We start from the raw sequence: 26768 nt of genomic DNA, 5'->3' as shown, positions 1-26768 counted from the left end.
CTATGAATGTTATTCCAATTAATGGGTGTTCCAATATTTACAAATATATCATTTAGTAGTGTTCTTTGCAAGGTACTGTAAACATTTTGGTACCGTGATGAGATGGAAGTTTTTTGTGTATTTTTAGAAGAGGTATAAAAATATTATTTTAGGATAAATAAAGGGTTGTAAGCGTATTCTCTAGTGGTTGTCAAAATAATGTCATATTCATATTGTTGGAAAAATAATGTATTTGTAATATAATGATAAATAATACTTCACCACATTAATTAACCAGGTGAAATTAAAATCTTTATTACACAAATTATGAAACAAAGGAATGATTAGTTTGAGTACAGGTGTAAAAGCAAACGACGTGAAGACAAAAACAAAAGGAGCAGATCTTGTTGTTGATTGTTTAATTAAACAAGGTGTTACACATGTTTTCGGTATTCCAGGAGCGAAGATTGATTCTGTATTTGATGTACTGCAAGAAAGAGGACCAGAGTTAATTGTATGTCGTCATGAACAAAACGCAGCATTTATGGCAGCTGCGATTGGTAGATTAACAGGAAAACCGGGCGTATGTCTTGTAACTTCAGGACCAGGGACATCAAATTTAGCGACAGGTCTTGTTACTGCGAATGCAGAGAGTGATCCCGTTGTTGCTTTAGCTGGTGCAGTTCCACGTACGGATCGATTAAAACGTACGCACCAATCTATGGATAATGCTGCACTATTCGAACCAATCACAAAATATAGCGTAGAAGTAGAGCATCCTGATAATGTGCCAGAAGCATTATCAAATGCATTTCGAAGTGCGACTTCCACAAATCCAGGCGCTACTTTAGTAAGTCTTCCGCAAGACGTTATGACTGCGGAAACGAATGTAGAGTCTATCGGTGCGCTTTCTAAGCCACAGCTTGGAATCGCTCCCACACATGATATTACATACGTAGTAGAAAAAATAAAAGCAGCGAAATTGCCGGTTATTTTACTCGGTATGAGAGCAAGCACAAATGAAGTGACGAAAGCTGTTCGTGAATTAATTGCGGATACAGAACTTCCTGTCGTTGAAACATATCAAGCAGCTGGTGCCATTTCACGTGAGTTAGAAGATCATTTCTTCGGCCGCGTTGGATTATTCCGTAACCAACCAGGTGATATTTTACTAGAAGAAGCAGATCTTGTTATTTCTATCGGTTATGACCCAATTGAGTATGATCCGAAATTCTGGAATAAACTTGGAGACAGAACGATTATTCATCTTGATGACCATCAAGCAGATATCGACCACGATTACCAACCAGAGCGTGAATTAATTGGTGATATCGCTTTAACTGTAAATAGCATCGCGGAGAAATTACCGAAACTTGTATTAAGTACGAAATCAGAAGCAGTGTTAGAGCGATTACGCGCGAAATTATCAGAACAAGCAGAAGTTCCAAATCGTGCTTCAGAAGGTGTTACACATCCGCTTCAAGTGATTCGTACACTTCGTTCTTTAATTAGTGATGATACAACTGTTACGTGTGACATCGGCTCTCATTACATTTGGATGGCAAGATGTTTCCGTTCTTATGAACCACGTAGATTATTATTTAGTAACGGTATGCAAACGTTAGGTGTTGCACTTCCTTGGGCAATTGCTGCTACTTTAGTAGAACCAGGTAAGAAAGTAGTTTCCGTATCAGGTGACGGTGGTTTCTTATTCTCAGCGATGGAATTAGAAACAGCGGTACGTTTAAATTCTCCAATTGTACATCTTGTATGGAGAGACGGTACGTATGATATGGTTGCGTTCCAACAAATGATGAAATATGGAAGAACATCAGCTACAGAGTTCGGTGATGTTGATATTGTAAAATATGCAGAAAGTTTCGGTGCGACAGGTCTTCGCGTTAACACGCCTGATGAATTAGAAGGTGTATTAAAAGAAGCACTAGCAGCAGATGGTCCTGTCATTATTGATATTCCAATTGACTATCGTGACAACATTAAATTAAGCGAAAAATTATTACCAAACCAATTAAACTAATGGAGGCAGATTTGAGATGACGGTTGCGCAATTAATTGATATTGATGCAAAAAGAACGAAAACGAATAACGAAGTATATCAAACATCTACAATGCTTGCGCTATTAGATGGTATATATGATGGTGTGATTAGCTTTGAAGATTTGAAAAAACATGGTGATTTCGGTATCGGCACATTTGATCAGTTAGATGGTGAAATGATTGCGTTTGATAACGAATTTTATCATTTACGTTCAGACGGTTCAGCAGAAAAAGTAGAGCCAGAAGAAACAACACCATTTGCGACTGTAACGTTTTTTGAAAAAGAAATGAGTTATACAGTGGAGCATCCGATGAATCGTGAAGAAGTGGAAGCATTATTACATGAATTAATGCCGAGTAAAAACTTATTTTACGGTATTCGAATGGATGGTACATTCCGCGAAGTAAGAACGAGAACTGTTCCAAAACAAGAAAAACCGTATACACCGCTCGTTGAAGTGACGAAATCACAACCAATCTTTTCCTTTAAAAATACGGAAGGTACGCTAGCTGGATTTTGGACACCAGATTATGCGCAAGGTATTGGTGTATCTGGTTTCCACTTACATTATATTGATGATGAAAGAAGCGGAGGCGGGCACGTTTTTGATTATGTTGTTGAAAACTGCACAATCCAAATTTGTCAAAAAGCTCATATGCATTTAGCACTTCCAGAAACAGCTGACTTTATGGCGGCTGAATTATCTAGAGAAAACTTAGAGGATAATATTGCGACTGCGGAAGGTGCGGAGTAAAAGGGAGAGACTGTTCCATTTTGGAACAGTCTTCTTTTATTCGTAATTGTCATCATTTGTCGGTAAGTCGATATTTCATGTCGAATCGTTGATATATTTGAAAAATCGTTGATATCGTTCATTTCTTTGAAACAAACGGATGCCCCTCATAATAAAAACGCCACGGATAATGTACAGCTTCTTCTGCATAGTCGATATTAATACGAGGCCCTGCTGTTATTTTATATTGTGATGATATGTGTTCTTCTTCTGGGACGAGTTCAATATGCAATGTGTCACTTTGTAATGATACGCCTCGTTCTTCTAAAGTGATTCCAAGGGCACGACATAATTTGCCAGGTCCGTTCGTTAAGTTTTTATATTGCGCTTTTGTAATGTCTGTTTTGTTGTAGCGCGCTAGTTTTATTTCTTCTATTCCATCTACCGGCTCAAGGGCTCGAATGAGAACACCTTGCGGGGTGCCTACTGGTGCTGTAATGACGTTAAAACAATGGTACATACCGTAAATTAAATATACGTAAGCATGTCCTGGCGCACCAAACATGACTTCTGTACGATCAGTCCGTCTGCCGCCGTAACTATGTGCGGCCTTATCACCCGGACCTTTGTATGCTTCTACTTCAACAATGATTCCACTTCGCTTTATTCCGTCTACAATATGAACAAGTTTCTGTCCGAGTAATTTTTTTGCGACTTCTAACGTATTGCCTTCATAAAAGGAAGGAGGTGCCTGCATTGTACTATCTCCTTTACTAAGTGTATATGTATATAGTAAACCAAATTTTCAGTAGAAATTCTAACTCGTTCTATTTGCTACATTTATTTCATAAATTATGGATAGAGTACAACAGCGAAGAGGGGGAGTGCGACATGATTTATCGCTTACTAGCTCTTAATATAGATGGGACACTACTATACAACAACGGAAAAATTGCAAAAGGATTACGTGAAACAATTGAATTTGTAAAAAGAAAAGATGTATACGTTACATTATTTACGAGCCGTAATTTTCAGTCCGCTCATAAAGTAGCAAAGGCGTTAAAATTAGATTCTATATTAGTGACACACGGTGGTGCTTTCGTTTCAGCAACGTTAGATAAGCCGTACGTTCAAAGAAGATTATCGGAAGAGAAGACATTTAACATTGTGCAAGTGTTAGAGCATTTTGACTGTAACGTCCGTATTTCTCATGAACGGTTTTCAATCGGAAATCGCGAGAGAAATACACCAAACTTAATTGCGCGTACGGTGTTATCGAGTGCAGATCCGTTATTTTATCCAGTTCAATTTGTGGATTCATTAGGTGATGCGCTTCGTGATCATCCAGTAGCGGCACCAAAAATTGATGTTCTTTTCCAAACGAAAGGTGAAAAAGAAAGAGGGCTCAATACATTAAGAAAAGCATTTCAAGATATAGAGTACGTTGAGTGTGATTCAAAACGAATAGAAATTTTGCCGCAAAATGTATCAAAATTACGCGGATTACAATTGCTTGGAGAGCATTTAAATATTTCGCTAAACGAAATGGTTGCGATTGGAGATAGTTTAGAAGATCTAGAAGTAATTGAAAATGTAGGGCTTGGTGTAGCGATGGGGAACTCGCCTGTAGAATTAAAACAAGCGGCCGACTGGATTACACGTTCAAATAGTGAGAACGGCGTAGAGTATATGATTAAAGAGCATTTCCGCAAGCAATTCCCGCTTCCGTTTTTGAAGAATCATAAAAATACACCGAAACGATAAAAGAAAAACGTAGCTTTTGGCTACGTTTTTCTTTGTTTAAGCTTCAATAACTTTAAGCATTCGATTTAAAAATGCGGCTGCTTCAGAGCGTGTTGCTGTGCCTTTTGGTACGAATTCATTTCGTTCGTTACCTTTTACAATTCCGTATGCGTAAACATTTTGTAATGCTTTTTTATCGTATGCTAAGTGTTGGTCAGTGAATGGTAATTTCACTTCTTTTCTATAAATCCAGTTATATTCTAATGCACGGTCAATCATAATAACAGCTTCATCACGTGTTATTGTAGCATTGGGATCAAATTTATTATTCCCACGACCATTAATGATACCTGCGCTAGCAGCACGTTTAATTCCATCTACTAAAGATGGATGTGCCTCGTTTAAGTCTGTAAATTTAGCATTTCCAGCAGGTAGTTTTAAAGCTCTCGACATTAAATTTGCAAACTCAGCTCGTGTTACGAGACGGTTTGGCCAATAAGAACCATTTCCATCACCGAACATGATTTTTCTAGCAGCTAATTGACGAATGTCCTGTTCATACCAACCACCTGTAATGTCGTCTTTTTCATGAGGGACTTCTGGCGGCGGCATAACATCTTTACGATGTTCGTTATAGTAAGCGTTCGTGCCCTTTAAGAAAGCATCCCATTGTCCACGTTGAATCATAAATGCAGGGCAGTTTTTTCCGCTCCAAAATTGATGCTTTTGAACGTGATCTAGAGATATGTTTAATTCATTCATTAAGAAAGCAGCTAACTTGCGCGCATTTTCTACCGCTTTCGTATAATTTCCATCACTATTCACAGCAATTTCAATTCCGATAGATTCATAGTTTCCAGTTTTATCTCCAGCATGCCACCCAACTTCATTTAGGGGAAGATGTTGATAAATTTCTTTGTCATCTACTGTAAAATGCCAAGACGCTGAACGATCAGTATTTCCGCGAGCTTGATTATCTAAGTACTTCGCATGATTTAAAGCGTTCGCACCTTTACTTGTATTAGCAGTTTCATGAATTGTAATGTATTTCGGTTCCATTGCGTAGCCAGGGCGAATATTTTCATTCCCTTTTGGAACAATCATTTCTTTAAATGTAACACCATAAACGTTATTTGTAGGTAAATTAGATGGTGTTTTGAAGAAAGTTGCGCTTCTCTTTTCGATAGCACCTGTTTTTTCAAATAATGATGCTTTCGTACCGTCGAATGTAGCTGAAGGAGCATAAATCCATTTCTCAGTTCCGTTCATTTGAATGTTAAACCAATTCCCAGCTTGTTCAGTAGGAGTTACTGTTTGTGGCTGTAATTTCGTTTCTTCTTTAAACGATTGGAAAGGGAAGGAATATACTGATGCTTCTTCTGTTACGATTAGTTTTTGATTCGAGAGTGTATGAATCTCTTGTACTTCTAAACTATTACTTTCCTTATTAACCCAGCCAGCACCAAACGTAGTTTGTATGTAATATGCATTCCCTTTTTTCTTCGTTGCTTTTACTACTGGTTCAGCAATTTCAATATTTGTTTTCGTTTTTAAGTCGTTTGAATCGTATAGTGGAAGTTTTGTTGATAAGTGGAGAAGATATTCACCCGAGATTTCAAGGTCGTTTTCTTCGTCATGTCTATGCTGTTTTGCATGTTCTTCAATGCTTTTTAAAGCTTGCTCATCCATAGACAATTCCGCAGTTTTCTCTATGCTTTCCGCGAATGAATGGATAGGTGCTACAAATGTTTGTAATGCTAAAGATAGTGCTAAAATATTGTAAAACTTTTTTTTCATAGTTGTTTTAACACGTGATAGTCTTTATGTCGTGTTAAGAGTCCTCCTTTATATGTATTTAAATTAGTAGCAAGTACTAATACGTTCTAGATTGTAACAAGAGTATATTCTAATGTCTATACAACTAGGGAAAGTTCATGAAAAATCAATATTCAGTTTGTTTTAAATAGGATATGAAAATAAGGTAAAACCTTCTGTATTGACCTGCAAACGCCCTTCAAGTAAACTAAAGAGAGTTTGCAAATGAAAAGGTGATAATGTTGTTAATTTCAATTAAAACGTTACAAGATGATCGTTTTTTACGTCCGCTACAAAATATTGGCGGCTTATTTTTTGAAGATAGTACGATTGGATTTGAACAAGAGGAAGCAAATCTTATCGTTGATATACACATTGAAGAGAATGTGAAAGCATCAGCTCGTTTAACAGATGTTGCGACTGGAAATGTGTATGAAGAAACATTCGCAAAAGATTTATCTGCTTTTACAGATGAAAAAGAGCGTATGAAGCAAGTGAAGCACGTTGTTTCTTATGTATATCTTTCTGTTCTTCAGCAGTTAACTGGTATTGAACAAAGCTGGGGTATTTTAACTGGAGTTCGTCCAACGAAACTTCTTCATAAAATGCTTCAAAATGGTATGTCAAAAGAAGAAGCACACCAAGAACTTCGTGAAAGTTATTTAATTCATGAAGAGAAAATTGAACTTCTTCAACGTATCGTTGATTGCCAATTAGCGGTAGTTCCGGATTTATATCGTTTGAAAGAGGAAGTAAGTATTTATATCGGTATTCCATTCTGCCCAACAAAGTGTGCGTACTGTACATTCCCGGCGTATGCAATTAACGGACGTCAAGGCTCTGTTGATTCATTCTTAGGTGGTTTACATTATGAAGTTCGTGAAATTGGTAAGTTTTTAAAAGAAAAAGGTGTAAAAGTTACGACGATTTATTACGGCGGCGGTACACCGACAAGTATTACAGCAGAAGAGATGGATATGCTGTATGAAGAAATGTATGAAGCGTTCCCAGATGTGAAAAATGTGCGTGAAGTAACAGTTGAGGCAGGTCGCCCAGATACAATTACGCCAGCGAAGCTAGAAGTGTTAAATAAATGGAACATTGACCGTATTAGTATTAATCCGCAGTCATACCATCAAGAAACATTAAAAGCAATTGGACGTCATCATACTGTAGAAGAAACAATTGAGAAGTATCATTTAGCTCGTGAAATGGGAATGAATAATATTAATATGGATTTAATTATTGGTCTTCCTGGTGAAGGGTTAGATATTTTCAAGCATACGCTAGATGAAACAGAAAAGTTAATGCCAGAATCATTAACAGTTCATACGTTATCATTTAAACGTGCTTCTGAAATGACGCAAAACAAACGTAAATATAAAGTAGCAGGTCGCGAAGAAATTACAGCGATGATGCACGAAGCAGAAGAGTGGACGCAAAAGCATAATTACGTACCATATTACCTATATCGTCAAAAGAATATTTTAGGTAATTTAGAGAACGTTGGTTATGCAATGCCGACGCAAGAAAGTATTTACAACATTGTCATTATGGAAGAAGTACAATCAATTATCGGACTTGGTTGTGGTGCATCAAGTAAATTTGTTCATCCGAAAACGGGAGCAATTACGCACTTTGCGAATCCGAAAGATCCAAAATCATATAACGATGGCTTCGTAAAATATACAGATGACAAACTGAAAATTTTAGAAGAGCTATTTGCATAAGAAGAAAGGAGCTGTTCCGAGTCGGGACAGCTTCTTTTTTATCTTGTCAGTTTTTATCGGTAAGTCGATATATTCGAAAAATCGCCGATATAATTCAAGTTGCGCCGATATATCTGGAAAATCGCCGATATAATTTCACTTACCGCTAAAACCAGAACTGTTTGTAAAACTATGTCGATAATAATCAGAAAAATTAGTCAAATCATTAAAGGACAATGTCTACTTATGGACGAAATGATAGATTTATGAAAGAGAAAAGGGGGAAATTGTTGGCATGTACATGACGATAGGGAGAATATTTGATTTAGCTGTTGGTAAGTATCCGAATAAAGAGGCGTTAGTGGAACCAGAAAAAAATATTCGCTGGACGTATAAACAGTGGGATGAGCAAATAAATAAAACGGCGCATGCTCTATTAGAAGAAGGGGTAAGAAAGGGCGATACTGTATCTGTTTACTTATATAACTGCCGTGAATTTGTAAACGTTTACTTAGCTTGTGCGAAAATTGGAGCGATCTTTAACCCAATTAATTTCCGCTTAAAAGCAAAAGAAGTATCTTATATTCTTCAGGATGCATCCTCGAAAGTCGTTGTTTTTGAAAAAGCAGTTGAATCAACTGTCGCTATCATTGAACGAGATTTCCCAAATTCGTCTTTTTGGTATGTAGAAGACGATACACCTTCTTATGCTAGCTCCTACCATGAAAAAGTAAATGAAGCATCTTCCAAAAAAGTAGATATTGAAATTGGTGAAATGGATTATTGTTCTATGCTGTATACAAGCGGTACGACAGGTCATCCGAAAGGTGTATTACATCGTCATCGCGAAATGGCTGAGCATAGTATGATTTGTACGTATTTCCTTAAATATAATAGGGATAGCGTAGGGCTTGTTGTCGCACCTTTATATCACTGCGGTGAGTTAAATGCCGGGATTATTCCACGCATTCAAGTTGGCGGAAAGAATGTTATTTTACATCATTTTGATACAGAAACAGTATTACATACGATTCAAGAAGAAAAGATTACGACGTTCTTTGCAGCACCGACGATGTGGAATATGTTATTGCAAAAAGATTTAACGCAGTATGATTTAACGTCGATGAAGATCGGTATATACGGCGGAGCTGCGATGGCGCCAGCATTAGTGAAGGAATGTAAAGAACGTCTTTATATTGATCTTGTTCAAATTTACGGAATGACAGAAATGGGACCTGTTGTTGCGTTTCTCGTAGAAGAGGATCAAATTACGAAAGCTGGTTCAGCGGGAACGCCATGCTTTAGTCATGAAATTCGAATTGTAAAACCGAGCGAAGATGCACCGGCAGAACCAGATGATGTATTGCCTCCTTATGAAGTAGGAGAGATTATTTTGCGCGGTCCAACTATGATGGCTGGTTATCATAACCGAGAAGAGGCAAATGCAAAATCGATGTATAAAGGGTGGTATCACTCTGGTGATTTAGGTTACTTCGATAAAGACGGCTATTTATTCGTCGCAGATCGCGTGGATGATATGGTGATTAGTGGCGGCGTTAATATTTATCCACGTGAAATTGAAGATTTCCTTCATAGTCATCCTGGTATATTAGATGTTGCGGTGCTTGGTGAGCCGGATGAGTTATGGGGAGAGCGTGTTGTGGCGGTCGTTGTAAAGAAAGATAAAAATATTTCAGAGGCAGATTTAGAAACGTATTGTAAAGAAAGTGACGAATTAGCAGATTATAAACGTCCACGCCACTATTTATTTGTGGATGAACTTCCTCGTAATGCAAGTGGGAAATTACAAAAGTTTGTGCTTAGAGAGTCTTTAAAAGGGGCAAAAAAATAGAAAGTGGGGGATGCCCACTTTCTATTTTTATTTACGTGAAAAACCTTCTTCATCAAGGTATTCTGCAGCTTCTGGATAAGAGTTGAATGTACCGTCTAAATTTACACCAGCATACACGTTCCACATATCGTCCTCTGAGATAAGAGTAAGGATATGACCGTCTTCGTTCTGCCATTCTTCTTCTTTCGCAGGTTCTGCAGGAATTACTACTTCTTCTTGTGAAAGTAGTTCAATTGATTGCTCGATTACTGAGCGTAATTCATCTGCCGAAAATTCGCGGATGTTAACCATACCTTTATCATCCGTTTTGTAACCTTTAATACCACTTGCATATACAAATCCGTTTCCATTTGGATGTAAATGATATACAACGTTCTTTTTATCTAAACGACTTTCTTCAAAGTGAAAGTTCACACGTTTTAATGATACGTTTTTTCTTTCTAATTCAGGGAAAGATTCAATGATTGATAATTTTTCTTCAAAAGTTAGCATAGTGCCTCCAAATATATAATAAAAGATTTAATTTATCCATTATAGCACAGTTATAATGGTTTCCAAAGATGCGATAGGTACTTGTAATTGAATGCGTTTACGTCACGATACTGTAAAAAGTGGACTAACGAATGTATCTTTTTAGGTGTACAATGGAACGTGGACTTAATGTGAAGGTGGTTATTTATATGTTTCAAAAAATAGCAAAGGAATGTTTAGCTGGTTTTACTGTTGCAATTGTTGCGTTGCCACTTGCCATTGCATTTGGTATTGCTGCAACGGGAACATCTGAGGGAGCACTAGTCGGATTGTATGGTGCAATTTTTGCAGGTTTATTCGCGGCGTTATTTGGTGGTACACCTGGGCAGGTTACAGGGCCAACTGGACCAATTACGGTTATCGCAACAGGGGTTATTGCGACGCACGGATTAGAGGCGAGTTTTATAGCATTTATGATGGCGGGACTGTTTCAAATTTTATTCGGTGTATGTAAGCTTGGCTCTTATGTGCGTTACATTCCGTATCCTGTCGTTTCAGGATTTATGAACGGTATCGCATTAATTATTATTTTAGGTGAAATGAAACATGTGCAAAATAGTTTTCTACTCGTCGTATTAACGATTATTGTCATGATTGTTTCCGGAAAGTGGATTAAGGCAATCCCATCTAGTTTAGTCGCATTAGTAGGTGTGACAGCTATGCTTCCTTTATTTTCTTCTGCTTTAGAAGGGCTTACAGTGAAGTTACCAGTTATCGGAAATCTGTCATTAAATAAAGTAATTGAAAAGATTGGGACGATTCCAGAAGCGATGCCGACGCTTCATATTCCATCTTTAAGTGGAACAGGCGTAGCAGAACTTGTTTTACCAGCGCTTAGTATTGCTTTATTAGGATCGATTGACTCGTTGTTAACATCGGTCGTAATGGATAATGTGACGGGTACGCGTCATAAAAGTAATAAAGAACTGGTCGGACAAGGTATCGGTAATATGGTGAGCGGATTGTTTGGCGGATTAGCAGGGGCAGGTGCGACTGTACGGTCTATCGTGAATATAAGAAGTGGCGGTAAAACGGCGCTTTCAGCAAGTATGCATAGTGTTATATTATTTATTTTCATTATGGGACTTGGATCAGTCGTACAATACATTCCGCTCGCTGTATTATCAGGTATTTTAATTTTAACTGGTATTGGCATGTTTGATTGGGAAAGCATGAAGAAAATGCATGTAGCGCCAAAAGGTGATGTCATTGTTATGCTCGTAACGATGGTTGTCACAGTGAAGTTTGATTTAATGATTGCTGTTGCATTCGGAATTATTCTTTCGTTCATTATATATATGGTGAAATGTAAAGAACGTAAAGCTTCTATTGTGAAAGAAAAGGAAGCGACGTATACGATTCAGGGACCGCTCTCTTTCCTATCAGTAGATCGTATTTTTACTACTTTACAAGATGTGAAGTCACCTATTATTTTACGTATGAAAGATGCCCGCTATATGGATGTATCAGGAGCTATGGCGTTATTGAATTTCATTGAGCAGTCGGATAAGTCGGGATTGAGTGTAATGCTAGAGCAAGTACCTGCTCATATTAAAAAGACGTTAGTAGTGATGGCGAGTAATGAGCAGAAAGATAAATTACTATTTGTAAAAACGGAAACTATATGAAGAAACACCCTTATATAAGGGTGTTTTTGTTGTTTGTAACATCTGTATATCAAGATATTATGAGTCTGTTGACATTTATTCCTCTTAGCAGTATAGTAACATTCTAGATTAGGTATGTGATATTATAGTAATGTATATGAATTTTGAGATTCCTTTTTTGTCAGAAGGAAGAGCTTTAAGCTGGAGGGAATAATTGATGTACAAACAGTTACCACACGGAGTGAAGATTGGGATTACACGCTCAATTGTTGTTTCTTTTGAGAAGTATATGAAAGAAATTGAATGGAACGAAGAAAAGTTTGATATGCAACAATTTGTTGAACAGTGGAAACAGTATTTATACACAAAATCAACTTGGATTAATAAAGTAGATGACGAGTTGAAAGGACATCCAGATTTCCATCAAGCGTTAGCAATGAAAGTAAATGAAAAAATTAACGAGCTTATTAATGAAAAACCGAGCGAAGAACAAGTGGAGCAATTAAAAAGAAATAAAGTAAAACATGCAGATGAAATGTGCAAATTAGAAGCTGAATATCATATTGAACGTTTATTCGTAACGAAATAAATTTTACATAAAGAAAAAGCCTGTCCAAAGAGGTGTGATGACCATCTTTTTGAGCAGGCTTTTTGTATGAAAAAAAGTAAGAGAGGCGAGCCTCTCTATCTCTATGATTAGTCTTGTGGTACAAGTGCTTTCCAAGAAGATAGATCCATATCTTCTTTTAATATAGATGAAGCAGGGAAGACAAATGACCACGGTTTTGTAGTGTTCGCTTTAATTTCAAGGTTCGGTAATGTGAAAGCGCCTTTAACAACAACTGCACCTGTGGCATCTTCAATATGAAGTGGAAGTTGCTCTAGTTGAATGTTGTCTTTACAACCGTTACGAATAAGAAGCGTTGTATGTAAATCGCCGTTTTCTTTTCGTGCAGCTTGCAGACCTAGGAAGTTAATTTCACCATCATTTGGAGGTGTTAAATTGTCTACGAAATTACGTAAAGCTTCTTTGCTTGCTTCAGGTAACTGAGCTTCCCAAGATGGATCTAAATTTAATACATGCTTACTTTCAAGTTCGAACGCTAATTCCCAATCCGTTTGCGATAATTCAGCATCTGTAATTGTTTCTTGCTCAAATGTAAAGATAAACGGCATATTTACATTTGCAGGAATATCTCCTAATGCAGAAAGGTTGAATGTTTTGCGCGCGCATAATTTTTTCTCTTTATTTAGAAGAATTAATGTAACTTCTTCGAAAGAAATTGGTTTCGGAACAGTGCTGCGAATAAATACAGCTACGTCATAACCGTTATCACGCTTTTCAATCTCAATTCCAGATAAAGAAATTTGATATTCTTCTAAACGTGGTAGTTCTTTATGTAAAAATTGATAAATGTATTTTTGTTCTTGTTCTACTGCACCCCAGCTAGGGTGGAAGTAAAGCGTTGGTTTTACAGTTTTATTTTCAGTATTTGTGCTTTCTTGTCCGAATAGTTGATTACTAGAGACAGTCGTATCTTTTCCTTTTTTCTTAGCTTTTTTTAGGAATGATAACATAATCTTTCACCTCGTTATTGTACGTTTTCAGGAATACCTAAATGTCTTGCAACATAGCGGCACATTTCTTTTTCGAAATTACCATATGTGTATAAAAAGATATCTAAAGCTTCTTTTTGATAAAGACGAGTAGGGTCTTCTTGTTGATATTGTCTTAGTCCGATGCCTTCTTTTAAGTGGGTCATTGCATCTAAGTGATTGACCCAGTTCTGATCTAGGAAATGAAGGGCAACATATCGTAGCGACTGTTGTAAATCAGTATGGCTATCTAGCTCATTTACGCGCTCTTTATAAAGAGATAATGTTTCTTTCAAAACGGATTGTAAATCTTCCGGTGAATGTACATTATTTGCTGATAATGATGGCATATTTTCTACTGATAAAATTTCGTTTAGACTTGCTGTTAAACTAGCAAAATCCCATTCTTCCGGAAGCATACCTTCTACAAGATATTGCTTAGAAATGGCTTCTACAGCATGATCAATCATTGGAATAATAATTTCAATCATATTTGTATCTTCTTGTAATAAGCTATTACGTAATTTATAAATAACGTTACGTTGGTCATTTATTACATCGTCTAACTTTAAATTGTACTCACGCATGGAGAAATGGCTACCTTCACAAATTAATTGTGTACGGTTTACAAAATCATGGACTTTAGAAGTTAGAATAAGTCCTGTTTCATCTGTTTTCAGTGATTTCGTTAATTTCTCGACTTCTTCTTGTGCGAAACGTTTTAGCATTTCATCTTCTAAAGAAAGGAAGAATTGAGAGCTACCTGGGTCACCTTGGCGACCAGCACGACCTTTTAGCTGATTGTCAACGCGTCGCGATTCATGGCGTTCTGTCCCGATTACATGTAATCCACCAAGTTCGTGAACACCCTCACCTAGTAAAATATCAGTACCTCGTCCGGCCATATTCGTCGCAATTGTAATTTGACCTTTTTGTCCAGCAGTTGCGATTAAATCAGCTTCTTGTTCTGCGCTTTTTGCATTTAATAATTGATATGTAATATTTGCTTCATCTAAGTAACGAGCAACGGTTTCTGATTGTAAAATAGACATTGTCCCAATTAAAATCGGGCGTCCTTGTTTATTGTGTTTTAGAACATCTTCACGTACAGCTTTATATTTAGCATCGGCTGTTGCGTATACGACGTCCTTTTTGTCTTCACGAATAATCGGACGATTTGTCGGAATCGGCATAACTTCCATATTATATACACGGTTAAATTCTTTTTCTTCCGTTTTTGCTGTACCTGTCATACCGGATAGTGCTGGATACATACGGAAGAAGTTTTGAATTGTAATGGATGCTTGTGTTTGATTTTCTTCAGTGATTTCTAAGCCTTCTTTTGCTTCAAGAGCTTGGTGTAAACCGTCACTTAAAGAGCGACCATCCATAACACGACCCGTGAAAATATCTACAAGTAGAATTTTTTCATCGTGTACAATATAGTCAACATCACATTGGAAAGCGACATGAGCTCGTAATGCTTGAATCATATAATGATATAAAGTTTGATGTTCCAAATCATATAGGTTATCGATATCAAATAAATCTTCTATTTTTGTAATACCGTCTTCTGTAAAACTAGCAGATTTCGATTCTGCATCGTATGTGTAATGAAGAGTATCCTGGAATGATTTAATAACTTTTGCACATAAATAGTGTAAATCAGAGCTGCTTGATTTTTTACCAGCGATAATAAGAGGTGTCTTTGCTTCGTCAATTAAAACGCTATCAATCTCATCAATAATAGCAAAATGATAAGGACGTTGTACCTGTTCATTTTTTGAAGAGGCCATATTATCACGTAGATAGTCAAAGCCAAATTCTGTTCCAATACCGTATGTAATATCAGCTTCGTAAGCAAGTTTCTTTTCGGCAGGATCGATTTGAGGAATATTTAATCCAACCTTTAAACCTAGAAATTCATGAACTTGGCCAATTAATTCTTTATCTCGTTTTGCTAAATAGTCGTTTACAGTAATAACGTGAACGCCTTTTCCTTCAAGAGCACGTACGTATGTTGGAAGAGAAGAAACTAATGTTTTTCCTTCACCAGTTGGCATCTCTGCAATATTACCTTCTAATAGTACAAGGCCACCAATTAACTGTACATCGTAGTGACGTAATCCAAGTACACGTTTTGCTGCTTCACGTACAACAGCGAACGCTTCAACTTTTATATCATCCACTGTTTTTCCGTCACGAAGCATGTTTTTAAATGTGATCGTTTTATGACGCAATTCTTCATCAGATAAATCAGATAGTTTTTCTTCCAGATTATTAATTCCTTGAACAAGTTGTTCATACTTTTTTAGTTTTCTCTTCTGAGAATCTCCTAACAGCTTTTTTACCGAATTCAGCATGTTGTAAACACTCCTCTTACTGACAATAGCTACATTATAGCACATGTTTATCCCGAATAAGTAGAAGTAGTAAATTGAAGAAAAAACTGGATAGAAATAAGAAGTTATTGCACCCACTATATTTAAACCCTAGCAAGAAAGAGAGTATTCAATATATAAGAAATTTGGTATGATAGCTAAATGAGATAAAGTGAAATTTTTCAAAAAAGAGAAGAATATAGCTATCTCGTTTTATGTTGTAATATGTATGGAAATTATATATTGAAAGAAAAGAGCTAGAAGATGAATAATAAGTTTGTGAAAGGCGCTGCGATTTTAACGATTACAACGTTTCTATCGAAAGTGTTGGGAAGTTTTTTTCAAATCCCATTACAAAATATAGCAGGAGATGAAGTACTGGGGATTTTTCGCCTTGTTTTTCCTGTGTATATGATAGCTTTAACTTTATCAGTAGCGGGAGTACCGCTAGCTATATCAAAATTAATCGCTGAACTTCATGAGAAGAATGACGAGAACGGAATTGCCAAACTATTTACTTCAGCATCTATTATTGGAGTAATATTTGGAGTGCTTGGATTTTCAGTTATTATGATTGGATCAAGTATGTTTGCAAATATGCTTGGTGGACAAGATACAAGACTTCCATTAATCGTAACTTCGTTTGCGTTATTAATCGCACCATATATGGCGGTATATCGAGGATATTTCCAAGGTTTTGGAGATATGATTCCTACCGGGGTGTCACAAGTAATTGAGCAGTTCATTCGTGTTTTCTTTATGTTAGCAATTGCATTTTTATTTGTATATTGGAATAAAGAGAGTGATGTTGTAACAGGCGGCGCAATGATTGGTTCTTGCCTTGGAGTAATTACGTCACTTATCTATTTGAGAATGAAGTATGTAAAAAGTATATATCGTTATAAAAGTAATACATATTCACTACAAGATTTTAAAGATAATGCAAAAAAGATACTTCAGGTCTCGATTCCAATTGCAGTTGGAGCATTATCGATGCCGGTGTTAAATTTAGTTGATTCTGTAACGATTCCACATATGTTGCATGAATCCACTACAACGATTCAAGAACAATTTGGTATATATAGTCGTGGATTTGCGTTTACACAATTAATTGTCGTGTTTGCAAGTGCGATGGTATTTCCGTTAATCCCGTTGTTAACGGCTGCATTAACAAAGAAGGATGTAGCGTTAGCAAAACAAACAATTGAACGAACAAATGAGCTTGCCCATGTTTTAACAACGCCGATAACAATCTGGCTCATGGCACTTGCAGTCCCGTTAAATGTTGGATTGTTTACAGATGCGAAAGGGAGCGGAATGTTAGCTATTTTAATTGGTAGTTCGTATTTCACATCACTTATGGTATTATCAATAGGAATTTTGCAAGGAATTAACCGTTCTAAGCAAGCGGCGTGGATAGTTGTTGGAGCGAGTTTTGTAAAAGTCATATTAAATATAGTACTTGTAAGTCAATTTGGCATAACTGGTGCGGCTTATAGTACACTTATCATATATATCATGATTTGTATCGTAAATTATATATACATTCGAAAAGAATTGGCTTATTCGATTCGAATGGGTAGATTTTTTGCTGTAATTGGAGTATCGAGTATAGTAGGTATAGGATTATATTTCACATCTACGTTCATAAATGTGGTAGATTCTAGACTTATTGCAATAATATATAGCGGTGTAGCGTTTTGTGTGGCCTTGTTTATATATGGCATATGCGCATTAAAGTTGAACTGGATATCCAAAAAGCAAATTCCATTTTTACGTAAGTAAATTTATCCATAAATGAGTATGGCTATTTATATGTTTGGGAAAGAAATCAATTTAAAGTTATCCAACTTTTCTTATTAAAGAGTTGATAGCGATTTGTTGAATGACAAAAAGTTGATTGCGAAATGTTGGAGGAGATTAAGAGTGCGGTTAGTTTTATCAGGATATTATGGTTTTTATAATGTTGGGGACGAAGCAATTTTGCAATCAATTATTAAAGCGCTACATGAAGAGGATCCTACTCTTGAGCTTGTTGTACTTTCGAATGACCCCGACTATACAAGAAAAATGTACGGTGTAGAGGCAGTAAATCGCTGGGATATAAGAGCAATTTATAAGGAAATAAAGAGAAGTAATGGCTTAATTAGCGGAGGAGGAAGCCTCCTTCAAGATAAAACGAGTATTAAAAGTATTTTGTACTATACGGGTATTATGCGAATTGCTCGTTTTTTGAAGAAGCCGTATTATATTTATGCGCAAGGAATTGGTCCAATTACGAAAAGACAAAATCGTTTATTAGTGAAATGGCAAGTATCAAAAGCGGAATATATATCAGTTCGTGATGAAGATTCATTTTTGTATTTAAAAGAAATTGGTATTAAGAAGGATATCGAACTAGTTCCAGATCCAGTATTGGCATGTCAACCAGAAGGAATGAAGTCGGAGTGGTTGCAAAAACATGCGATTCAAGGGAAAGTAATTGCAGTTAGTGTGAGGTATTGGGACGCGAAAGAAGATTATATGAAGAAGCTAGCAGATACGCTGAAAAAATTTAAGCGTGATGGATACCATATTTTATTCGTACCAATGCATGGACCATTTGATCAAAATGCATCACGCGATATTATTAATTTAATGGGAGAAGAAGCTCATATGCTTCCGTATAAGCTCGATATTCATGAGAAAATTTCAATTTTGTCGGAATGTTCGCTTCTAATCGGTATGAGACTGCATGCACTCATACTATCTGCGGTTGCTAATATTCCTATGGTCGGTATTTCATATGATCCAAAGATCGATTCATTTTTACAACAAGTAAATCAGCCGATTATCGGAAACGTAGATGGTGATTGGACGTCTGAAACTTTGTATAATGTCGCAACGAAGCAATTAGAACAAAAAGAATATGTACAAGAAACATTGGAACAAAGAGTAGAAGAATTACGAGAGCAAATTTCAACAGCGTCTCGATACATCATAAGTGACTTGAATTCAAAAGAGTTCAAAAAAAGAGGAATGGGATCTTAATTTAAGAGGACATCCTCTTTTTTATTTTTTGAAAAAGAAAATGTCGAAAGAAAAAATGAATTTGTAGAAAAATGTCGAATTACGTAAGTGATTGTAAATGTATGCTCATAAAGAAAGAAGTTTGAGAGATAAGATGTATGTTTAAAAATCCTAACATTAATATATATTGAATGTTTGTATTTAACGTTTTATTTAGTAAATGATAAAAAAATAGGTATGGTAATTTTGGGAAATCTGATGGTAATAAAAATGTCGAATCATAGAAAAATAAGTTGTCGATTAATGTCGTAATATCTTTATAGTCAAATATTGAAATTGGAAACGTTTTTCTGTTATAGTTGTAAATGGTTATAAGAAGATTGTTATAAATGTAATTCAGACGCGTTTTTCTATTCATTTAAAATATTCAGATTTTGCAATCTGGATTCTTTAAAACAAAAGTCGAAAAAACGATCGTTTCGAATTGTGAAAATTCACTTTTTTGTCGAATTTAAGGTTTTAAATTAGATGAAAAGAGTGTATGATTTCTTTATGATATCTTTAATACGGGATATTCTATTATTCTGTACAAGGAATACTTTAACCACATTTATATCTACTAGTTTCAAAAACAAATAGAATATCTATTTAAAACATTATGTAACTAGTATTACATTCCTAAGGAGGAAATATATAAAATGGCAAAGACTAACTCTTACAAAAAAGTAATCGCAGGTACAATGACAGCAGCAATGGTAGCAGGTGTTGTATCTCCAGTAGCAGCAGCAGGTAAAACATTCCCAGACGTTCAACCTGGTTCTTGGAGTGCAGAATACATTGATTATTTAGTAGCAAAAAAAGCAATCGAAGGTAAGCCAGACGGAACATTCGCTCCAACTGAAGCAATCGATCGTGCTTCTGCTGCGAAAATCATGGCAATTACATTAGGTTTAGAAGTTAAAGATGGCGCAAAACCATCTTTCAAAGATGCTCAAGATTCATGGGCTGCTAAATATATCGCAGCTGTTGAAAAAGCTGGTGTAATTCAAGGTGATGGAACTGGTAACTTCAATCCAAGCAATCAAATTAACCGTGCTTCTATGGCATCAATGATTGTAAAAGCATACAAATTAGAAGATAAAGTAAGCGGAGAATTAGAAACTAAATTCTCTGATTTAAAAGATCACTGGGGTGAAAAAGATGCTAACATCTTAGTTGCTTTAGGTATCACTAATGGTACTGGTAATGGTTGGGAGCCAGATAAATCTGTAACTCGTGCAGAAGCTGCTAAATTCATTGCTAAGACTGACATGCAGTTCGGACAAAAAGCAGAAGCTAAAGTTGAGTCTATTAAAGAAATCAACGCTAAAGAGATCGAAGTTAAGTTCGGTACTGAAGTTAAAGATGTAACTGCTGCAAACTTTGCAGTTGTAGAAGGTTCAAAAGAACTTGATATTGAAAAAGTTGAGTTAAGCAAAGATAAAAAATCAGCAACTATTACATTAAAAAATGCACTTGTAAATAAACAAGCTTATGTTGCACATGTTAAAGATGTTAAATCTGTAGATGGAAAAGACATTCCAAAAGCATTAGAAGTAATCTTCTTTAACGATGAAGTAGCTCCAACTGTATCTACAGTATCTACTCCAGACGGAAATGTTAAAGTTGTATTCAGTGAAAAATTAAGCAAAGATGCAGTTACTGTTGTTATTAACGGTAAGGAATTCACAGCTACGCCTGAAGAGAATACTGTTACATTAACAAAAGCTGATGTTGCATCTGTAGTTAAAAACGGTGAAGCATTTAACGTAATCGTAACTGGCGCTAAAGATTTAGTTGGTAACACAATGGAAATGTACGAAGGTAAAGCTACTTACAAAGTAGAAAAAGATGTTACAGCTCCAGAAGTTAAAGATATTAAAGTGAAAGAACTTGTTGATGGTGTAGCTACATTAGAAGTTACATTCTCAGAAGAGCTTTCTGCACAAGGTAAAGTAGTAGTTAAAAAAGGTGATAAAGTAGTAGAGGGTGCTACAATTGCTCTTGATCAAGATACTACAAAAGCACTTGTTACAGTACCAGGAGCCCTTACGGACAAAGAAACAGCTGCAAACCTTAAAGTTGAATTTGTTGGATACAAAGATGCAGCTAACAACGTAGGTAATAAAGTAACTAAAGAAGTAAAAGTTACAAAAGATGTTGTAGCTCCTAACTTGGTAAAAGTTGTAGCTGATGAAAATAAAGCAGCAACATTTACTTTCGATAAAGAAGTAAATGCACAAGAAGGAAAACTTCGTGTAATTAATTTAGATACAAGTAAAGATGTAACTAAAGAAGTAGCTGTTGCTTCAGTTGAGGATAATAAAAAAGCTATCACTTTAACATTCCAAGAAAAGGGTAACTATAAAGTTGCTGCTACAAAAGGATTTGTAAAAGATACAGCTGGTAATGAATCTGCAGCATTTACTAAAGAAGTAAAAGTTGTAGAGAAAAAAGAAGAAGGTAAAAAAGATGAAGTAGCACCAAAAGCAACTAAAGTTGAGCGTGTTGCAGATAGCAAAACTAAGTTTACAGTAACATTTGATAAAGAAGTAAAAGGTGGCCAAGGCGCTGACTCAGCTTCTAATGTAAACAACTACACTTTAGCTGGTGCTAAATTACCAGAAGGTACTTTAATCGTTGTTAATGCTGATGGAAAATCAGTAACAATTGAATTACCAGAAACATTCACTTTTGAAAAATCAGAAACAGTGAAATTCACAGTAGCTAACGTTGCAAATAAAGACGGAGTAAAAATGGGTACAACAAACTTATTAGTAAATGTTGTAGACACAAAAGCTCCTGAATTCAAATCAGCTAAAATTACAAAAGTTGATGCTAAAGAAATCACTTTAACATTCTCTGAAGCTGTAAACGTTGATGCAACTGATTTTGTAATTGACCTAAACGGTGTAGTATTAACTGCGACAAAAGCTGATGAAACAGCTGAAGCTTCTAAAGACGTAGTTCTTAAAGTAACAGCTCCAGCAGATGTTAACTTAGCAACTGGTACAGTAACAGTTAAAGCTAAAGAAGTTGAAGGTAAAGTAGTTTTAAATACAGCTGATACTTCTGCTAATAAAAATAAACTTGTTGCTTTCAAACCAGTAACAGCAACTCGCTAATTGAAATTTATTTCAATAGAAAGAGCCCACAACATGTGGGCTCTTTTTTTATATAAAACGAGCTCTGAAAAATAAATTATATTTTGCAGATTAATAGTTAGCTTTATTGAGAAACAAATCAAAAGCGCTTTCAAAAATAGAAGAATACCTCATTAATATGTAAATTATTTGTAAATTCACACCTTTTTTTGTTAAAAAATCATTCGAAAAGAAGAAAATAATGTCGAAATGAAATAGTTTCAGTCGAATATAGTCTGAAAATTGTATTTTTTGTAAAAAATATTTAGGTGATGAAGTGGAAATATGTGCTATAATTCCAATTGTGTATTCGATATGAAAAATATACGAAGCGCATTGAGAGTGGTTTATAGGGAAACAGTTTATTCATTTTTATATTTAAACATTATCGATATTCTAATAGTACGATGAAAAGGCTGAATTATCAGAATGTGTCGAATCTTCTTTTGATAAAGTTCTTGATAACGAATAGTTTTGTATAGTATGATGAACTTGTTTCAGGAAATGGTATTCAAACCTTATATTTACATCTAACGGTTTGTATCATTTTTTATGTGAACTACTTTTCATTAATAGTGTTTTTGTTTATGTTTTTATTGTTTTATGGCTTTTTTATCTAGCTAGTTTTCAAATTTAATATGATATGAAACTAGTAGCATATTCCTGAAGGAGGAAATTTATAAAATGGCAAAGACTAACTCTTACAAAAAAGTAATCGCAGGTACAATGACAGCAGCAATGGTAGCAGGTGTTGTTTCTCCAGTAGCAGCAGCAGGTAAATCGTTCCCAGACGTTCCAGCTGATCATTGGGGATTAGATTCTATCAATTACTTAGTAGATAAAGGTGCAATCGAAGGTAAGCCAGATGGTACATACGCTCCAGCTGAAGATATTGATCGTGCTTCTGCTGCAAAAATTATGGCAATTACATTAGGCTTAAAAGTTGAAGAGGGTGCACAACCATCTTTCAAAGATGCTAAAAATCACTGGGCTTCAAAATACATTGCAGCGGTTGAAAAAGCGGGTGTAGTTAGAGGAGATGGAAAAGAAAACTTCTCTCCAGATAAAAAGATTGACCGTGCTTCTTTCGCTTCTATGATCGTAGGTGCTTATAACTTAAAAGATAAAGTTAACGGCGAGTTAGTTACAAAATTTGAAGATTTATTAGATCATTGGGGTGAAGAAAAAGCTAATATCCTAATCCACCTTGGACTTTCTGAAGGAACAGGAGGAAATAAGTGGGAGCCAGATAAATCTGTATCTCGTGCAGAAGCAGCTAAATTTATCGCAGTAGCAGATAAAAAGTATGGCAAAAAAGATAATGCACAAGCGTATGTAACGGATGTGAAAGTTTCAGAACCAACGAAATTAACATTAACAGGTACTGGTTTAGAAAAACTTTCTGCTGATGATGTAACTCTTGAAGGAGACAAAGCTGTTGCAATCGAAGCAAGTGCTGACGGTACTTCTGCAACTGTAACACTTGGTGGTAAAGTTGCTCCAAATAAAAACCTTACTGTAAAAGTGAAAAATCAATCATTCGTAACGAAATTTGTATACGAAGTGAAAAAATTAGAAGTAGAAAAACTTACATTTGATGATGATCGTGCTGGTCAAGCAGTTGCCTTCAAATTAAATGACGAAAAAGGTAACGCTGATGTTGAATACTTAAACTTAGCAGACCATGACGTCAAATTTGTAGCAAATAATTTAGATGGTTCACCAGCGTACATCTTTGAGAATGGAGAGGCAACTTCTGCTACAGGTAAACTTGGTGTTGGCCTTTCACACGGTGACTATAAAGTAGAAGTACAAGTTACAAAACGCGGTGGTTTAACCGTTTCTAACACTGGTATTATTTCAGTGAAAAACCTTGATACACCAGCTTCTGCAATTAAGAGTACTGCATTTGCGGTAGATGCAGATAAAAACGGTGTAGTATACGGTAATAAATTGACTGGAAAAGACTTCAAACTAAACAGCCAAACATTAGTTGTTGGTGAAAAAGCACAAATCCATAACGTAGTTGCTACAATTGCTGGAGAAGATAAAGTAGTTGATCCAAACTCAATTAGCATTAAATCTTCAAATCACGGTATTATCTCTGTAGTAAACAACTACATTACAGCTGAAGCTGCTGGTGAAGCTACACTTACTATTAAAGTAGGCGACGTTACAAAAGATGTTAAATTTAAAGTAACAACTGATTCTCGTAAATTAGTATCAGTAAAAGCTAACCCAGATAAATTACAAGTTGTTCAAAACAAAACATTACCTGTTACATTCGTAACAACTGACCAATATGGCGATCCATTTGGTGCTAACACAACTGCAATTAAAGAAGTTCTTCCGAAAACAGGTGTAGTTGCAGAAGGTGGATTAGATGTAGTAACGACTGACTCTGGTTCAATCGGTACAAAAACAATTGGTGTTACAGGTAATGACGTGGGCGAAGGAACTGTTCACTTCCAAAATGCTAACGGTGAAACTTTAGGTTCATTATATGTGAACGTAACAGAAGGTAACGTTGCATTCAAAAACTTTGAACTTGTATCTAAAGTAGGTCAATACGGTGCGTCACCTGATACAAAACTTGACCTAAATGTTTCTAACACAGTTGCATATCAATTATCTAAGTACACTTCAGATCGCGTATACTCTGATCCTGAAAACTTAGAAGGTTATGTAGTTGAATCTAAAAATCCAGCTGTAGCTGAAGCTAAGATTGTTGGAAATAAAGTTGTTGTTAAAGGCTTAAAACCAGGTAAAGTTGATATCCACTTAACGAAAAATGGTGCAACTGCTGGTAAAGCGACAATTGAAATCGTTCAAGAGAAGATTGCTATTAAATCTGTAAACTTCAAACCAGTTCAAACAGAAAACTTCGTTGAGAAGAAAATTAACATCGGTACTGTATTAGAGCTTGAGAAGAGTAACCTTGATGATATCGTAAAAGGTATTAACTTAACGAAAGAAACACAACATAAAGTACGCGTTGTGAAGTCTGGTGAAAACCAAGGTAAACTTTACCTTGATACAAATGGTAATGCTCACTTCGATTTATTCGATCAAGAGCTTGGTCATGTAACAGTGTCTCAAACAAGTGATTCTGTACTTCCAAACTTCAATCCAGACATTTACAATACTTTAACTACTAAGTACACTGACAAAGGTACATTAGTATTCAAAGTATTAGGTGAGAAAGATGTTCTAACAAGCGAAATTGGTTCACAAGCTGTACACGTGAACGTTCTTAATAACCCAAATCTATAAGTTGATTATAGATAAAGTGAAAAATCAGTGGGGATTCATCCCCGCTGATTTTTTAATAGAAAGAAGGCTCTTGTACATGTACAAGAGCCTTCTTTCTATTTCTTAAACTTAAACATATCCCCACTCAAATTCGAATCACTATACACGAACAATACCATGTTAATGTTATTGTCTTTTATGTATTGATATACATCTTTTTCGTGGTAGTGACGCAGGTCGAGGATAGATGTGTGTTTGAAACTTTGTGCTAAGTGTGGCACGATTGCATTTGCGAATGAGTCTTTTAGGACTAAGGCGCGTACTTCATTTTGTGCGTTGTTATTTTCGATGACGATTTCTGGATAGTCATCTGTGTAATAACCTGCGTATGATGTTGTATCTTTTTGTTTTTCTACGCCGTATATTTCATCTAAGTTTTGGTGAACGGTACCTTGCACATCTTTTGCGGTTACGCTTGTGAAGTTGAAACCGTCTTTCGGTGTGTAATAGCACAATTTTTCACCATTTGCATCTATGAGTTGGTATAGTTGGTTGTTGAAGCTTCCAACTAAATGTTTGTTTTGCGCACATGTACGAATATAATCTTCTTTTTTTATTTCTTTTCCTTTATATATAGAAGATTGTTGCCCAATTGTGTTCATTATATATTGGTAGCCTAAGAAGGCACCGTCCATATTCCAATGATGATCTGTTTTGAAATACATGTCCTGTATTTCTTCGTTTGTATAGTTCTGTTTAAAGTGTTCCATCAGTTTTATTGGCTTTACGTCTGCTGGAAGCTTCTTTAGAAAGTAATTTAAATTTTCCTGTGCATATGTATGAATATGAGAAGGTAATTTAAATGATAATGCATTCGTTTTTGACGGTGGTAAAGCAATGTAAAACTCAACGTTTTGTTCTTTTAAAAACTGAGATAAATCGTTTATAGCGGGCATGGATTGGTCAATTTCATTATATTTTTTTGTCCACGCCGGGTTTTTCAGGAGCCATTTATCATCAGTTAAAATAATGTCGTTAATGAGAGATTTGCCCATATTAATTTGAGCAATTGTATAGTTTTTAATAAGCTCATCTCGTCCGATTAGTTGATCATTTGTGTATGTTTCGACATCTTTAAAGAAGCTACCAGTTAGGAGAGCTTCTTTCGTAAGTGCTGGTTTTTGAGCGAGCGGCCGATTTTCAACTGGTGAAATGTCTCGGTCTGTTTTGAGTAACGATAATATGCCAAATGAAAAGATAATGGTGAGAAAACCGATAAACAGGATGAGGTTCCCCAATTTTTTCATAATAACGTTTCCT

General features: G+C 35.8%; 17 protein-coding genes. 11 read left to right on the top strand and 6 right to left on the bottom strand.

The window, feature by feature from the left end:
* The first annotated feature begins 328 nt into the window (after positions 1–328).
* Positions 329–2017: an acetolactate synthase AlsS gene (gene alsS, locus MR147_RS10185; protein WP_074607451.1), complete on the top strand. Its 1689-nt coding sequence runs from the start codon at positions 329–331 to the stop codon at positions 2015–2017.
* 16 nt (positions 2018–2033) lie between these two features.
* Positions 2034–2792 carry an alpha-acetolactate decarboxylase gene (gene alsD, locus MR147_RS10180; protein ID WP_074607453.1) on the top strand — a complete coding sequence of 253 codons (759 nt, stop codon included), beginning with the start codon at positions 2034–2036 and terminating at the stop codon, positions 2790–2792.
* Between the two features lie 118 nt (positions 2793–2910).
* Here the strand turns inward: alsD and MR147_RS10175 are convergent, their stop codons facing one another.
* The gene (locus tag MR147_RS10175; protein ID WP_074607454.1) at positions 2911–3528 is read right to left on the bottom strand and encodes a DNA-3-methyladenine glycosylase; all 618 of its coding nucleotides are present in this window, start codon (positions 3526–3528) and stop codon (positions 2911–2913) included.
* Between the two features lie 134 nt (positions 3529–3662).
* On the opposite strand from MR147_RS10175, the gene MR147_RS10170 reads away from it, so the two are divergent.
* A complete protein-coding gene (locus MR147_RS10170; RefSeq protein WP_061682699.1) occupies positions 3663–4535 on the top strand; it encodes a Cof-type HAD-IIB family hydrolase in 873 nt (290 codons plus the stop codon).
* Between the two features lie 36 nt (positions 4536–4571).
* Here the strand turns inward: MR147_RS10170 and MR147_RS10165 are convergent, their stop codons facing one another.
* Positions 4572–6311 (bottom strand): S-layer homology domain-containing protein, encoded by a 1740-nt coding sequence (locus MR147_RS10165; protein ID WP_242304061.1) that lies wholly within the window; start codon positions 6309–6311, stop codon positions 4572–4574.
* 257 nt (positions 6312–6568) lie between these two features.
* Here MR147_RS10165 and MR147_RS10160 point away from each other — a divergent pair, with 257 nt between their 5' ends.
* Together MR147_RS10160 and MR147_RS10155 are read left to right on the top strand one after the other, a co-directional pair.
* Positions 6569–8059: a coproporphyrinogen III oxidase gene (locus tag MR147_RS10160; RefSeq protein WP_242304059.1), complete on the top strand. Its 1491-nt coding sequence runs from the start codon at positions 6569–6571 to the stop codon at positions 8057–8059.
* Between the two features lie 274 nt (positions 8060–8333).
* On the top strand, positions 8334–9890 hold the full coding sequence (locus tag MR147_RS10155; RefSeq protein ID WP_242304058.1) for a fatty acid--CoA ligase: 1557 nt from the start codon (positions 8334–8336) through the stop codon (positions 9888–9890).
* A 27-nt stretch (positions 9891–9917) separates the two neighbouring features.
* Here the strand turns inward: MR147_RS10155 and MR147_RS10150 are convergent, their stop codons facing one another.
* Positions 9918–10382 (bottom strand): hypothetical protein, encoded by a 465-nt coding sequence (locus MR147_RS10150; protein ID WP_000955016.1) that lies wholly within the window; start codon positions 10380–10382, stop codon positions 9918–9920.
* 152 nt (positions 10383–10534) lie between these two features.
* On the opposite strand from MR147_RS10150, the gene MR147_RS10145 reads away from it, so the two are divergent.
* Together MR147_RS10145 and MR147_RS10140 are read left to right on the top strand one after the other, a co-directional pair.
* Complete coding sequence (locus MR147_RS10145) at positions 10535–12049, top strand: SulP family inorganic anion transporter (RefSeq protein ID WP_242304096.1); 1515 nt, start codon at positions 10535–10537, stop codon at positions 12047–12049.
* A 196-nt stretch (positions 12050–12245) separates the two neighbouring features.
* Positions 12246–12617, top strand: coding sequence for a hypothetical protein (locus MR147_RS10140; protein ID WP_000278023.1), 372 nt, complete (start codon positions 12246–12248; stop codon positions 12615–12617).
* Between the two features lie 107 nt (positions 12618–12724).
* Here MR147_RS10140 and MR147_RS10135 read toward each other — a convergent pair whose 3' ends face one another.
* Together MR147_RS10135 and secA2 are read right to left on the bottom strand one after the other, a co-directional pair.
* Entirely contained in the window at positions 12725–13606 is an 882-nt protein-coding gene (locus MR147_RS10135; RefSeq protein ID WP_242304057.1) for an accessory Sec system S-layer assembly protein, read from the bottom strand.
* A 14-nt stretch (positions 13607–13620) separates the two neighbouring features.
* Positions 13621–15987, bottom strand: coding sequence for an accessory Sec system translocase SecA2 (secA2, locus tag MR147_RS10130; RefSeq protein ID WP_242304056.1), 2367 nt, complete (start codon positions 15985–15987; stop codon positions 13621–13623).
* Between the two features lie 282 nt (positions 15988–16269).
* Between secA2 and MR147_RS10125 the strand changes: the two genes are divergently transcribed.
* The 4 genes from MR147_RS10125 (at position 16270) to MR147_RS10110 (ending at position 25469) form a co-directional block, all read left to right on the top strand.
* Positions 16270–17790 carry a putative polysaccharide biosynthesis protein gene (locus tag MR147_RS10125; RefSeq protein WP_001060186.1) on the top strand — a complete coding sequence of 507 codons (1521 nt, stop codon included), beginning with the start codon at positions 16270–16272 and terminating at the stop codon, positions 17788–17790.
* Between the two features lie 141 nt (positions 17791–17931).
* On the top strand, positions 17932–19035 hold the full coding sequence (gene csaB / locus MR147_RS10120; protein WP_001241608.1) for a polysaccharide pyruvyl transferase CsaB: 1104 nt from the start codon (positions 17932–17934) through the stop codon (positions 19033–19035).
* A 677-nt stretch (positions 19036–19712) separates the two neighbouring features.
* Complete coding sequence (locus MR147_RS10115; RefSeq protein ID WP_074607465.1) at positions 19713–22178, top strand: S-layer homology domain-containing protein; 2466 nt, start codon at positions 19713–19715, stop codon at positions 22176–22178.
* Between the two features lie 702 nt (positions 22179–22880).
* A complete protein-coding gene (locus MR147_RS10110) occupies positions 22881–25469 on the top strand; it encodes an S-layer homology domain-containing protein (protein WP_074607467.1) in 2589 nt (862 codons plus the stop codon).
* 95 nt (positions 25470–25564) lie between these two features.
* Here the strand turns inward: MR147_RS10110 and patB1 are convergent, their stop codons facing one another.
* Positions 25565–26755: a secondary cell wall polysaccharide O-acetyltransferase PatB1 gene (gene patB1, locus MR147_RS10105; RefSeq protein ID WP_242304054.1), complete on the bottom strand. Its 1191-nt coding sequence runs from the start codon at positions 26753–26755 to the stop codon at positions 25565–25567.
* Between the last annotated feature and the right edge of the window lie 13 nt (positions 26756–26768).

The organism is Bacillus cereus group sp. BfR-BA-01350, assembly GCF_022663775.1.
Taxonomy (GTDB): domain Bacteria; phylum Bacillota; class Bacilli; order Bacillales; family Bacillaceae_G; genus Bacillus_A; species Bacillus_A paranthracis.
This window is presented reverse-complemented; position numbering and strand designations above follow the sequence as displayed.

Bases quoted from the DNA above. Each gene is read 5' to 3' on its own strand.
- secA2 (WP_242304056.1), bottom strand. From the start codon at position 15,987: ATGCTGAATTCGGTAAAAAAGCTGTTAGGAGATTCTCAGAAGAGAAAA.
- MR147_RS10145 (WP_242304096.1), top strand. From the start codon at position 10,535: ATGGAACGTGGACTTAATGTGAAGGTGGTTATTTATATGTTTCAAAAA.
- MR147_RS10135 (WP_242304057.1), bottom strand. From the start codon at position 13,606: ATGTTATCATTCCTAAAAAAAGCTAAGAAAAAAGGAAAAGATACGACT.
- MR147_RS10170 (WP_061682699.1), top strand. From the start codon at position 3,663: ATGATTTATCGCTTACTAGCTCTTAATATAGATGGGACACTACTATAC.
- MR147_RS10165 (WP_242304061.1), bottom strand. From the start codon at position 6,311: ATGAAAAAAAAGTTTTACAATATTTTAGCACTATCTTTAGCATTACAA.
- MR147_RS10150 (WP_000955016.1), bottom strand. From the start codon at position 10,382: ATGCTAACTTTTGAAGAAAAATTATCAATCATTGAATCTTTCCCTGAA.
- MR147_RS10115 (WP_074607465.1), top strand. From the start codon at position 19,713: ATGGCAAAGACTAACTCTTACAAAAAAGTAATCGCAGGTACAATGACA.
- patB1 (WP_242304054.1), bottom strand. From the start codon at position 26,755: ATGAAAAAATTGGGGAACCTCATCCTGTTTATCGGTTTTCTCACCATT.
- MR147_RS10110 (WP_074607467.1), top strand. From the start codon at position 22,881: ATGGCAAAGACTAACTCTTACAAAAAAGTAATCGCAGGTACAATGACA.
- MR147_RS10155 (WP_242304058.1), top strand. From the start codon at position 8,334: ATGTACATGACGATAGGGAGAATATTTGATTTAGCTGTTGGTAAGTAT.
- MR147_RS10140 (WP_000278023.1), top strand. From the start codon at position 12,246: ATGTACAAACAGTTACCACACGGAGTGAAGATTGGGATTACACGCTCA.
- alsD (WP_074607453.1), top strand. From the start codon at position 2,034: ATGACGGTTGCGCAATTAATTGATATTGATGCAAAAAGAACGAAAACG.
- MR147_RS10175 (WP_074607454.1), bottom strand. From the start codon at position 3,528: ATGCAGGCACCTCCTTCCTTTTATGAAGGCAATACGTTAGAAGTCGCA.
- MR147_RS10160 (WP_242304059.1), top strand. From the start codon at position 6,569: ATGTTGTTAATTTCAATTAAAACGTTACAAGATGATCGTTTTTTACGT.
- MR147_RS10125 (WP_001060186.1), top strand. From the start codon at position 16,270: ATGAATAATAAGTTTGTGAAAGGCGCTGCGATTTTAACGATTACAACG.